This is a genomic window from Pseudomonas sp. RV120224-01b, assembly GCF_003208145.1.
Classification (GTDB): domain Bacteria; phylum Pseudomonadota; class Gammaproteobacteria; order Pseudomonadales; family Pseudomonadaceae; genus Aquipseudomonas; species Aquipseudomonas monteilii.
The window spans coordinates 66,285-78,868 of record NZ_QKMQ01000009.1 but is presented as its reverse complement, the minus strand read 5'-3'; the positions used below and the strand labels follow the sequence as shown (position 1 = coordinate 78,868).

Sequence of the window (12,584 nt, the reverse complement as noted above, 5' to 3'; positions counted from 1 at the left end):
CTCCTTCGGTTGCGCCGAGTGTTGCGCTTCACGTTCAGGCCGCCAGCTCCTTGAGGTTGTACAGCAGGCCACCGGCGGCGATCAGCAGCAGGGCCACACCGGAAGCCAGGCTTATCATGCGGTTGCTCCGCTGCGAGGCGATCTTGCCGATGGCGAAGATGTACAGGCTGAGCACGGCAAAATCGATGGCCACCCACAGCAGCGACAGGACCACCATGCTTTTGCCGAACGACTCGGTGATCTGGATGAACTGCGGGAAGAAGGCGATGAAGAAAATGATGTCCTTCGGGTTGGAGATACCCACCATGAACCCTTGCAGCAGCCCGCCACGCCCGGCCTTGGGGGCTTCGCTCGCCGCTTCCGGCGCAGGCGCCTTCAGGGCTTCCCTCAACGTGCCCACCGCGATGTAGCCGATGAACAGGCAACCCATCAGGCTCATGGCGCTGAGCCAGGCCTTGTCGATGGCGGCGCTGGTGAGAATGATCCAGGCCGCTGCACCGATCAGCACCAGTGACGCCCAGTTGGTGCCGACGGCGGTAAACATGGCCTTGCGCGAACCGGAGGCGGCCGCGGTGTTGACGATCAGTGCCACCACCGGGCCGGGGGTAGCGATCAGCAGCAGGACAGTGAGGGCATAGGTGGCGGTAAGTGCGGTATTCACGGTCAGTTCTCGATCAGTATGTCGGTTGCCGCAGGGTGTGCGGCATGGGCGTGGAACGGGCAGCGCGACGGGTTGAGCGACCCCGCCTCCTGAAGTTGGTATTGCTTCCACTCGTAGTTGTCGGCATCGCCGAAGAAGCCGAGGGTGTCAGGTACGACACCGTCGTTGTAGTGGTGCACGCGCTCGCGAATGCGCTCGCGGATTTTCTTGCCGCTCTCGGTATTGGCGTTGGCCACTTCGTCGAAGTTTTCCCGTGGGTTGATGACGAAGGTGATGTGCTGGCCCAGGTTGCGGCTTTTCATTTGCTGGTGGCCGGGGAAGTTCATGTTGATGAACAGGGGCATGCCGGCATAGCAGAACGACCAGGCGGTGTCGTCGGGGTCGGTGGGAATGCCTTGCGGCCACGGGTGTGGGTCGCGCGCATGTACGCCACGCAACACTTTCCAGGCCAGCGCCTGTTGTTCGGCCAGGGTGCTGCCCGCTGCCGTTTCGAGAAACACCACCAGTGGGCTGCCGATGCGCTGTTTGGGTTTGATCGGTGTGACGGTGCGCACGTAGTCGGCCAGCCCTTGGGCGATGTCATCGGCCAGCTGCCCGGCGCGGGCGAAAAGAATATGGCAGGTTTCGCCGTTGACCGCCTTGCGGCCGAACAGGCAGGGGAAGTCGGGGTTGGCGAGAATACTGCGAAAATGCTCTATGGTCTTGTAAGTCCAGTGCTGCGTGTTCCAGACATGTTCATCGGCTAGCTCTAGCGCATCCAGGCGATAGCAATTTCCATATCCCGTAAACATGATTTCCCCAGGCGTAAATTTAATGAACGTTCAAGCCACATGCAGGCAGGATCTTGGTTATGTTTATTATTTACCTGCATTTTCCGAGACGCTCTTGACGTTGTAAAACGCGTGGAACTATGACCTACTATTAGTCTTACTCATGCTCGGGACGTCGCCATGTCGGAACGGATTCAGGCCTTGCACGCCCTGCGTGCCTTCGAGGTGGCCTCTCGCTATGGCTCCTTTACCCGCGCTGCGGAAGAGCTTGCCTTGACCCAGGGCGCGGTCAGCCATCACATCAAGACCCTGGAGGCCATGTTCGGCTGCGACCTGTTCGAACGCCGTGGCCCCAAGCTCAGCCTGACCGAGCACGGCCGCCTGCTGGCGCAAGAGCTGAAAGTGGGCTTCAAGATCATCGAAAATGCCTGCGCATTGTTGCGCCAGGACCGCTATGGCCTGCGCCTGAAGGCCCCGTCCACGCTCACTGTGCGCTGGCTGCTGCGGGCACTGGATGCCTTCAAGAAGCACGAGGACAACTGCAGCGTGCAGTTGTCCAGCGTGTGGATGGACATCGACAGCGTGGACTTCTATTCCGAGCCCTACGACTGCGCCATCCTGCTGGCCAACGGGCGTTTTCCCGCCGATATCGAGAGCTTCAAGCTGTTCGATGAATGGCTGATCCCGGTGTGCCACCCGGACTACATGGCGCAAGCGCAACCGGCCCTGGCCGACCTGACCCAGTGCGAATTCCTGCACCCGTCCCCGGACCGCCGTGACTGGCGGCGCTGGCTGGCGCGCATGGACGCGCTGGATATCAGCATCGATCAGGGGCAAGTGTTCGATACCCTCGACCAGGGTATTTCGGCCGCCCAGCAAGGCCTGGGTATTTCGGTGGTCGACCTGGTACTGGCCAGCGCCGACCTGGCGGCCGGGCGCCTGGTCACACCGTTCAAGCACGCCGTGGCCACCGGCGACGGCTACTACATGACCTGGCTCAAGGCCAGCCCCAAGGCGCGGCAAATGCACAAGCTGCGTGACTTTCTGCTTGGCCAGGTGCCACCGCTGGCCTACAAGGACATCAACTACCTGTACGGTTGAACACCCGCTCAAGCATGAAGTCGATGAACACCCGCAATTTCGGCGGCATCTGCCGCCCGGACGGCCACAGCAGGTAGAAGCTGCCGCGTCGCTCCATGAAGTCGTCGAGCACGCTCACCAGTGAGCCATTGCCCAGCTCACGGCCCACGGTGAAGTCCGGCAGGCAAGTGATGCCGCGGTGGTTCACGGCAAAGCAGACGCGTGTCTCGACGTGGTTGCACACCATCGAGATGGGGATGTCATAGGCGTGTTCGGGGTGCTCCTGGCGTAGCGGCCAGGTTTCCAGCTTGCCGTTGCTGGGGAAGCGGTAATGCAGGCAGGTGTGCGCCGCCAGGTCGCGCGGGTGCACGGGCGTGCCGCGTTCGCGCAGGTAGCCGGGCGAAGCCACCAGGCGGTGCTGGAAATACCCCAGGAACTTGGCATTGAGCCGTGAATCCACCGGCTGCCCACCGCGCATCACCACATCGAAACCTTCGCCGATGATATCCACCATGCGGTCGGAAAAGTCCAGGTCCAGCTCCACTTGCGGGTACAGCGCCATGAACTCGGCCAGCGCCGGCATCACCAGCCCGGTGACCTGCGGCATGCTCACCCGCAGGCGCCCGCGTGGGGTTTCGCTGGCTTGTGACAGTTCCTGCTCGGTGGCCTCGATTTCGGCGAGGATGCGCCGGCTGCGCTCAAGGAACAGCGTGCCCTCGGCGGTGAGGGTGATGCTGCGGGTGCTGCGGTGGAACAGGCGTACGCCCAGGCGGCTTTCCAGGCGTGCTACACGCTTGCCCACAGCCGAGGCACTGATCCCCAAGGACTGGCCAGCGGCGACAAAGCTGCGGGTTTCAGCCACCCGATTGAAGACCACGAAACCGCTGAGGCTATCCATGCTGCGTTCCTGATTGCGGACGTGGATGTCCGGGGTGAACGGCATTGTAACCGTCTTTTTCCGTAATGGCCTCGCCTTGCAGACTGTTCGCCTCGTTTCCTACTCAAGGCTTCTGCAATGTCCCAGACATCCTCCGCACCGTTGCTGTCCGCCAGCAGCGAACGCCTGCCGCTCAGCGGGCTGTTGGCGCTGGCCATGACCGGCTTCATCGCCATCCTCAGCGAAACCCTGCCAGCCGGTTTGCTCGACCAGATCGCCGACGGCATGCACATCAGCCAGGCCATGGCCGGGCAATGGGTCACGGCGTATGCCCTGGGCTCATTACTCACCGCCATCCCGCTGGTAACCCTGACCCAGGGCTGGTTTCGGCGCCGGGCGCTGTTGCTGGCCATCGTCGGTTTTGTGTTGTTCAACGGGCTGACGGCCCTGTCGGACTCCAACAGCCTGACCCTGATACTGCGCTTTTTCACCGGCGCGGCCGCCGGGCTGGCCTGGGGGCTGATAGCCGGCCACGCCCGGCGCATGGTGCCGGTGGCGCAGCAGGGGCGGGCCATGGCACTGGCCATGCTCGGCCAGCCGATTGCCCTGTCGCTCGGCTTGCCGATCGCAACCTGGCTGGGGGCGGGGTTGGGCTGGCGTGCAACGTTCATGGTGGTCACCCTGGTGGCGTTGCTGCTGGTGGTGTGGGTGGTGCGTTCTGTGCCGGACTACCCAGGGCAGGCCGCCGGCAAGCGCCCGGCCGCCATGCAGGTGCTGCGCACGCCGGGGGTGTTGCTTGTGCTGCTGGTGATCCTCAGCTGGATCCTTGGCCACAACATTCTCTACACCTATATCGTGCCACTGCTGGCGGCAGCCGGCATGGCCGCGGACATTGGCCCTGTGCTGATGGTGTTCGGCCTGTCGGCCCTGGCCGGGATTGGGCTGGTGGGGCTGCTGGTTGATCGACACCTGCGCACGCTGGTGCTCTTGAGCCTGGCGGGTTTTGCCCTGGCTACGCTGGCCTTGGGGCAAGCGTCGTCCTGGCTGATGTACTTGAGCATCGCCTTGTGGGGGGTGACCTACGGCGGCGCGCCGACCTTGCTGCAGACGGCCTGTGCAGACGCGGCGGGCGAAGGGGGCGACGTGGCGCAATCGATGCTGGTGACGGTGTGGAACAGCGCCATTGCCCTGGGCGGCATCATTGGCGGGTTGTTACTGGCCGGGGCAGGGGTGGAGGGGTTTGGTGGTGTGGTGCTCGCGCTGATAGCGGTGGCCTGGTTGCTGACCTGGGCCGCGCGCAGAAGCGGCTTCGTGGCGGGGGCACGCTAGCGTAGAATCATCCTTTTAGGCAGAGGTTGACGCAGTGGAGTTGCAGCAGGGCTTTGTCCTGACCCGGCATTGGCATGACACGCCAGAAGGCACCTGCGTGGAACTCTGGCTCGCCACCGATCAGGGGCCACGGCTGCTACGTCTGGCACCCCAGGTTTCGGTGGCGTTCGTCCCGCAAGCGCAAGCGGCGCACGCGCAGGTGTTGCTGGCGAACGAACCTGGCGTCGAACTGCGGCCCTTGCAGCTAAAGGATTTCGACCAGCGCCCGGTCATGGGCCTTTATTGCCGGCAGCACCGGCAACTGATGCAGCTGGAGCAACGCCTGCGCACGGCAGGGATCGAGGTGTTCGAAGCGGATATCCGCCCGCCTGAGCGCTACCTGATGGAGCGCTTCGTCACCGCGCCGGTGCAGTTCACCGGGCAACCCGATGACCAGGGCGTGATCTGCGATGCCCAGCTCAAGCCCCTGCCGGGCTATCGTCCACCGCTGCGTCTGGTGTCGCTGGATATCGAAACCAGTGAACGTGGCGAGCTGTACAGCATTGCCCTGGAAGGCTGCGGCCAGCGTCAGGTGTACATGCTCGGCCCGGCCAACGGCGACCCCGAGGGCCTCGACTTCGATCTGCACTATTGCGATGACCGTGCCGGGTTGCTCGTGTGCCTCAACCAGTGGATGGCGGAGCACGACCCGGATGCAATCATCGGCTGGAACCTGATCCAGTTCGACCTGCGCCTGTTGCACGAGCACGCCAAGCTGCTGCAGGTGCCGCTGGCACTGGGCCGCAACGGCGCCCCCATGACCTTGCGCAGCCACGCCAGTGGCGGCCATGTCTTCGCCGACGCGCCGGGGCGGCTGTTGATCGACGGCATCGAAGCGCTGCGCTCGGCAACCTGGAGCTTTGCGTCGTTCAGCCTGGAGAATGTCGCGCAAACCTTGCTCGGTGAAGGCAAGGCCATCGACACCCCCTACCAGCGCATGGACGAAATCAACCGCCGCTTCGCCGAGGACAAACCCGCCCTGGCACGCTACAACCTCAAGGATTGCGAGCTGGTCACGCGCATCTTCGCCCATACCCGCCTGCTCGAGTTCCTGCTGGAGCGCGCTTCTGTCACCGGGTTGGCGGTAGACCGCAGTGGGGGTTCGGTGGCCGCCTTCTGCCACCTGTATATCCCGCAGATGCACCGCCTGGGCTTCGTCGCCCCCAGCCTGGGCAGCCGCCCTGACGAAGCCAGCCCCGGTGGTTTCGTGATGGATTCGCGCCCAGGCCTTTACGACTCGGTGCTGGTGCTGGACTACAAGAGCCTCTACCCGTCGATCATCCGGACCTTCCTGATCGACCCGGTAGGGCTGGTCGAGGGCCTGCGCTTGCCCGACGATGAGCACTCGGTAGAAGGCTTCCGGGGTGGGCGTTTCTCACGCAGCCAGCATTGCTTGCCGGCTATCGTCGAGCGCGTCTGGCAAGGGCGGGAGGCGGCCAAGCGTGAGGGCAACGCACCGCTGTCGCAGGCGCTGAAGATCATCATGAATGCCTTTTACGGCGTGCTGGGCTCTAGCGGTTGCCGTTTCTTCGACCCGCGCCTGGCCTCGTCGATCACCATGCGCGGTCACCAGATCATGCGCCAGACCCGGGCGTTGATCGAGGCCAAGGGCTACGAGGTCATCTATGGCGATACCGACTCCACCTTCGTCTGGCTCAAGGGTGCCCATGGTGAAGCGGCTGCGGCGCAGATAGGCCGAGAACTGGTCGCCCACGTCAATCAGTGGTGGCGCGAGCACCTGCGCCAGCAGATGAACCTGGAAAGCGCACTGGAGCTGCAGTTCGAAGTGCATTACCGGCGTTTTCTGATGCCGACCATCCGTGGGACCGACGAGGGTAGCAAGAAGCGTTATGCCGGGCTGGTACAACGCCCAAACGGTAGCGAGGATGTGGTTTACAAGGGCCTGGAGTCGGTGCGCACCGATTGGTCACCACTGGCGCAGCAGTTCCAGCAGGAACTGTACGGGCGGATCTTTCGTGGCCAGCCGTATCGCGACTATGTGCGCCACTACGTGCAGCAGACCCTGGCGGGCGAGCTCGACAACCTGCTGGTGTACCGCAAGCGCCTACGTCGGCCGCTGGCCGATTACCAGCGCAACGTGCCACCCCATGTACGTGCTGCGCGCCAGGCCGATGAATACAACAGCCGGCTCGGTCGCCCTCGCCAGTACCAGCGCGGCGGCTGGATCAGTTACGTCATCACTACCGCCGGCCCCGAGCCGATGGAAAACCTTCAATCGCCGATCGATTACGAGCACTACCTCAGCCGGCAGTTGCAGCCGGTTGCCGATGCCATCCTGCCGTTCGTTGGCGATGATTTCTCCACGCTGACTGGCCGCCAGTTACAGCTGTTCTGAGCGCAGGCGTTAGCTATCTAGTACCCGGTGCCGAGCCTGCTCCCTAGTCTGGCCTCTTTTCATGAAGAGGCCTCGAGCAATGGACACTACTCCGCCATCAAGCGCACAGGCAGCCATCGATGCGTTCCAGGACAGCATCATCAGCCAGCGCCTGCCGCTCTGGTTACGTCAGACACCCCCAGGGCAACTGCCAGAGGTCAGCAAGGCATTGGCGAACAGCCTTCGCAGCCGTGAGCAAGCCAATGCGCTGCTGCGGGGTATCGAAGGTATCGACAGCTTTGTTGCGACGGGCCTGGAAAAGGCCCTTGACGCGCGTTACGGGCTTGGCGGCAACGCGCGCACGCTGAAGTTTCTGGAGGGCCGTCGCGAGCCTGTGATCAACAGCCAGCCGGTAGGCGCGCACCTCACCGAGCTGGTCTATGAAGAAAAGCCGCTGCTTGAGGTGGCACTGCGCAACTTCACTGCCGAACAGGCCCAGGCCGGTGGCCAGCCGCGCGGTAATCGGCTGCTGGTTCCGCGCCAGGGCAGGCTTGCACCGCCCACGTGCATCGAGCTTGCCGCGCTTTGCCGTGAGCTGGATTTGGGTGAGGGTTATCAACGTCATCTGGATTCCATTCTAAAGCCCGCAGGTGATGCAGGGCGCGTGGAGTCCTGCCTTGTAGATGCCAGTCGCCACGCCATGCTGGTAGACGCCTACAAAGCCAGGCAGGAAGGGACGCTGGATGACAGCGAGCTCAAGTTGGTGGTGGCCATGTGCGAGGATGGCAAGCTGCTGCGCCTGGCGGGTGACCTTGTGGAGGCCAGGCAACTGAAGTTGCTGGGTTGCCGGATTGAGCAGGTGATCGTGTTCGAGGTGATTGACCAGGGTGTCCTTTTCAACACCACGCGCCGTGTGTTGCTCTATGTGCCAGGCGACCCTGTGTCGCCTTGGTGCGCATTCGAGAGCGTCGACAAGCTGAACCGCGAGTTGGGGCGTCGCCTGCGAGACAAAGCCTACCAGCGTTTTTTCAGCCGCTTCGTGCTACGACGTGACAGCCAGGCTTTCTTTGCTCAGGTTTCGGCGCTGTTCGATGACCTGGCGGACTGGGCGTTCCGCGATCTCGAACCGCATTTGCAGGGTTATTCGCAACCGTTGTTCAATGGTTTGGCACAGGCACGTATTCACCAGATCATGGAGGATGCGGCGATGATCGCGGTGCCTGTGGCCAGGCTGGACCGTGAGGTGCAGCGCCAGCATGACCAGCGTCTGGCTGCCGAGGGGTGGGCGCTGCTCAACCTGGCCAGTTTCTTTGTGCCGGGCCTTGGCCTGGCCCTGCTTGCCGTGACAGCGTGGGAGCTGCTGGGTGAGGTTTACCAGGGTATCGAGGCCTTGCATGAAGGGGACCGCCAAGAAGCGCTCGACCATTTGACCCACGTGGCCACCGACGTTGCCATGCTCGCAGCCACGGTGGCGGGGGTTGGCGTGGCCCGACGGCTTTGGGTGCGTTCCACGCGGGTCGATGCCATGGTGCCGGCTCGGCTGGAGGACGGTTCTACCAGGCTTTGGCAGCCAGACCTTGCGCCTTATCGAAGCCTGCCGCCAGCAGGCGGTGCAACTCAGGACGCCCTTGGTATCCGGCGCTTGGAGGGGCAGGCCTGGGTTGAAATGGATGGGCATCATTATCGCGTGACGGAGCCGGCCGGCGACGGCCAATGGCAACTGTGCCCGATTGAAGGCCATGGGCCGATGCTGACCCACAATGGTGCCGGCGCCTGGCGACTGTGGAGCGAACAGCCGGCGCAGTGGCGTGGTACGTACCGCATGTTCCGACGTTTGGGTGAGCCTTTCAATACCCTCGATGACGAGCAGATCGACCAGGTACTGTTGTTCCATGGACTGGGCGGCGACGATGTGCGCGGTTTGCATGTGCACGCCCAGGCGCCAAGCCCGAGCCTGCTCGACAGTGTGCAGCGGGTGAAGCTTGATCAACGCATCCGCGGCATGATCGGGCGCTTGCGCAGTGGCGAGGCAGTAGAGGATGTCACGGTGCTCGACCATGCCAAACGTCTGCCGGGTGCACATGGCTTGCCTGATCAGGCGTTGGCAGAATTGGCATGGACGCAGCGTCGGGTACTGTTGCAACACTTGTACGAAGCCCTGCAGCCCAGCGACAACCCTGGCAGTGCCGCGCTACGCCGGGTATTTCCCGGGCTGCATGCGCGTACCGCCCAAGCCTTGGTACAGGCGGCCAGTGGAGAAGACCGCAGGCGCCTGCTGGCCAGTGGCAGGGTGGCGCTGAGGCTGGCGGAAGCGGCCCGTAGCCAGCTTCTGGACATTCGCCGAACTCGGGTATTGGAAGCCTTGTACCTGGATACGCCGCAGAGTGCCGACCTGGCGCGGGTGGCCCTGGGCATGTTGCAGCACCTGTCTGGTGCTGAGCAAGGCGTGCGCTGGCGGTTGTACGAAGGTTACCTGGGGGGGCCGGTGCTGGCGCGTACCGAGCGGGGGCCGCAAGCGTTTGACCTTGTGCACCGTAATGGCATGTTTCAACTGTTGGATGAGCGCGGCTCGCCGCTGGGTGAGGCGGGTGAATTGTTCGATGTCATGGCCGCAGCCTATACCCCTGTGCAGCGTGAGGCGATGGGTGTCGGCGAGCCGTTCTCGCACAATCTGAGGGTGATGGTGGGGCGGGAGGCTGTCGGTCGTCATGACGAGGTCGGGCGTTTGCTCAGTGCGGTGCGCCCGGGCGCTATTCGGGTGCCTTCGCGCTTGGCTGATGGGCGCTTGGGCTACTCGCTGGGCGGTGGCGGGGTGGGGGGGTTCTCACCCAGGGGGCATGCACTGAGGGCGACCTTGCGAGACCTGTTCCCTTGGTTGAACGATGGCCAGATCGAGACATTTGTCGACGACGTACGCAGGTCGGGGCGTCAGCTAGAACGGGTGCTGGCAGACTTGCGTACGGAGTTCACAGCCTTGCGCAATACACTGGACACATGGGTCGCCCAGGAACAGGGTGAGTTCAGGGAGGATCGAGACGCACTGCGTCAGACGCTGTTCAATTGCTGGCAGCGCTCGATCACTATCGGTGAACTGCAGATCACAGCAGAAGAAAACCTGCATGTGATGTTCTGCAACTTCAGGCCTGGCAGCTTGCCCAACCTGCCTGCGCAGGTCCGCTTTGCAGGTGTCACCAGCCTGTCCATGCTGCACCTCGACCTTCTGGAGGTACCTGTCAGCTTTCTGCTGGCGTTCCCTAACCTGAGCAGTCTGGATCTGGGCGGCAACCTGCTGACGCGAATACCGCAACCGTTGCTGCAGATACCGCAGTTACGGCACCTCTGCCTGACCAACAATCGAATCAGGCTCAACCTGGCACAATCGGCCACGCTAGCCAGTTGCCCGTCACTGCATTTCCTTGATCTGTCTCATAACCCGCTGGGCCGCCGATTTACCCTGGCCGGGTTGCCGGAGCTTCGATGGTTGAGCCTGCGCGACACGCAAACCACGCAATTGCCACCGGGGTTGTTCGAGCGCACCTTGCTGGTTGCCGTTGATTTGCGGGATAACCGGATCAGGCACATTCCAGAATCTTTCTACCAGCTACCCGTGTGGCGTCGGCGGCGGATCCGGCTGAATGCAAACCCTTTGGGCGAAGCCCAGACGCTGCGCTTGCAGGCCTCGTTGAGGAGTGATGTTCCGATTGTGGATGAAGAACATCTACTGCAGCGGCTTGATCGTGCTCGTGAGGTATGGGGTGATGCAGTACTGCCAGAGCACCGAGGCCTGCTGCTTGCCGCTTGGGACTCACTGGAGGCAGGGCAAAATACAGAGCGTTTTTACCGTGTCCTTGGCCAGCTGTTGTTGTCTCAGGACTTCCGGGCCAACGCGCGAGCACTGGGTAATCGGGTAATGGCGCTGTTGCAGGCGATGGCCATGACACCTGCACTGCGAGAGCGCTTGCTGACGGTCGCCAATGATGAGTGGGGCTGCCAGGATGGCGCGACCTGGTGTCTGAGCAACCTGGAGCTGAATGTACTGGTCTGGCGGGCGGAAGAGTCGCCTCAAGGCCAGGCCGAGCGTGCCTTGCTCAACCTGGGGCGCCGGATGTGGCGGCAAGATGCTGTCGATCGCTTCGCGGCCAGGGTGGTCTGGGAGCGGGGGCGGGAAGCAGAGGGCAGTGAAGTGGGGCTGGCTTTCAGGGTGGGGCTGCGTGAGCGCCTCGACTTGCCCATCGAGGTGGGGAGCATGAGCTTTCATACCATTGCAAATGTGACTGAAGCGGACCTGGCTGGGGCTGAGGCCGCAGTGCGAAATGCGGAAACCGAGGATGAGATTGCTCGCTCTTTGGTTGACCGAGACTTCTGGCAGCAACATTTGGAGCGTATCCATCCAGAGCGCTTTGCTCAGGTCGACCTGCCGTTCAGGCGCCAGCTCGATACCGTGCTTGATGATGAATCACTTACCGACGAGGCCAGGCTCGAACAGGTGGATGCAATTGGCGATGCGCGACGTGCTGCACGCAGGGGCCTGATGCTGGACATGACCATCCGCGCCATGGAAGTGGGGCCAGAAGACCCTGGCATTCATGTGCGTTGACGACCGTTCAGGACAACGTGGTGCCTGCCGCTGTGCAAAGCGGCTTTGGGCTATGCTCAGTCAAGGTGACAATGGCTTTGCCCGCGCTGTCGCCTTGGCTTCAGAAAGCTTGGAAATCGACAGTTACTTTTCCACGGCCCGTTCTTGCGTGAAGTGGTTTAGGCTCCTTGTCGGATTTTTCTCCGTGATCTGTAGTCATTGGTATATCGAGACAATAAGGAGATACGCATGCTCGTCCGGTCACTGACTCTCGCTACCTTGCTAGCTGTTGCCGGCCCCCTGTTTGCCGCAGACAGTGATGCACCCTTGGCCAAGGAGCTGGGCAAGGCCAGGCCATTGGTGGTGATTGCCCCGAGCACTGCCGACCCGACCCTGCGCGGGTTGAACAAGGCACTGGAAGACCCGGCCACCCAGGCCGCCTTCAAAGAGCGCAACCTGGTGCTCTACAGCGTCGCCAACATGATGGGCAAGCGCGAAGACAAGAACCTCGAACAGCAGACCACCATGGCCCTGATCCGCGAGCTCAAGCTGGGCGCGAGCAAGGGCACCAAGGTGATCCTGGTCGGCAAGGACGGCGAACGGCACATGCTCAAGGATGACGAAAGCGGTGAACCTATCGACCCGCAGGCGATTTTCAAGGCGGTCGATGAATTGCCCGCCAGCGAAAAGGCGGTGACCGCACCCGAACCGGTGGCCGCGGCGCCGGAAGCCAAGGCCAAGGACAGCAAACCGGCCAAGCCAGCCAAACCGGCGGCCCCACCCAAACCGCTGGAAGACTGAACACGCGTCCTGGCCCCAAGGTCGCTTGGGGCCCGTTACCGGGCGTTGTGTATCCCACTGTATCTGCCCGCGCTGCAGACCTATTCCCATACAAAAGCGCGCCTTGCCCGATACAC

General features: G+C 62.8%; 8 protein-coding genes. 5 read left to right on the top strand and 3 right to left on the bottom strand.

Annotated features, from left to right (window positions below; all coding sequences use genetic code 11):
• Window positions 1–34: 34 nt before the first annotated feature.
• Window positions 35–661 (bottom strand): LysE family translocator, encoded by a 627-nt coding sequence (locus N436_RS15560; protein ID WP_105947975.1) that lies wholly within the window; start codon window positions 659–661, stop codon window positions 35–37.
• A gap of 2 nt (window positions 662–663) precedes the next feature.
• Window positions 664–1,452 carry a YqcI/YcgG family protein gene (locus N436_RS15555; RefSeq protein ID WP_110741494.1) on the bottom strand — a complete coding sequence of 263 codons (789 nt, stop codon included), beginning with the start codon at window positions 1,450–1,452 and terminating at the stop codon, window positions 664–666.
• A 159-nt stretch (window positions 1,453–1,611) separates the two neighbouring features.
• Between N436_RS15555 and N436_RS15550 the strand changes: the two genes are divergently transcribed.
• Window positions 1,612–2,532, top strand: a complete 921-nt coding sequence (locus tag N436_RS15550; RefSeq protein WP_025754379.1) for a LysR substrate-binding domain-containing protein — start codon at window positions 1,612–1,614, stop codon at window positions 2,530–2,532.
• On the opposite strand, the gene N436_RS15545 is transcribed toward N436_RS15550, so the two are convergent.
• Window positions 2,513–3,409: a LysR family transcriptional regulator gene (locus N436_RS15545; RefSeq protein WP_105948030.1), complete on the bottom strand. Its 897-nt coding sequence runs from the start codon at window positions 3,407–3,409 to the stop codon at window positions 2,513–2,515. The two genes, N436_RS15550 and N436_RS15545, sit on opposite strands and share 20 nt — an antisense overlap.
• A gap of 117 nt (window positions 3,410–3,526) precedes the next feature.
• On the opposite strand from N436_RS15545, the gene N436_RS15540 reads away from it, so the two are divergent.
• The 4 genes from N436_RS15540 (at window position 3,527) to N436_RS15525 (ending at window position 12,468) form a co-directional block, all read left to right on the top strand.
• The gene (locus N436_RS15540) at window positions 3,527–4,717 is read left to right on the top strand and encodes an MFS transporter (RefSeq protein WP_110741493.1); all 1,191 of its coding nucleotides are present in this window, start codon (window positions 3,527–3,529) and stop codon (window positions 4,715–4,717) included.
• Window positions 4,718–4,751: 34 nt separating this feature from the next.
• Window positions 4,752–7,112 (top strand): DNA polymerase II, encoded by a 2,361-nt coding sequence (locus N436_RS15535; RefSeq protein WP_110741492.1) that lies wholly within the window; start codon window positions 4,752–4,754, stop codon window positions 7,110–7,112.
• Between the two features lie 79 nt (window positions 7,113–7,191).
• Window positions 7,192–11,688 carry an NEL-type E3 ubiquitin ligase domain-containing protein gene (locus N436_RS15530; protein WP_110741491.1) on the top strand — a complete coding sequence of 1,499 codons (4,497 nt, stop codon included), beginning with the start codon at window positions 7,192–7,194 and terminating at the stop codon, window positions 11,686–11,688.
• A 228-nt stretch (window positions 11,689–11,916) separates the two neighbouring features.
• Window positions 11,917–12,468, top strand: coding sequence for a DUF4174 domain-containing protein (locus N436_RS15525; RefSeq protein WP_019098409.1), 552 nt, complete (start codon window positions 11,917–11,919; stop codon window positions 12,466–12,468).
• Window positions 12,469–12,584 lie beyond the last annotated feature (116 nt).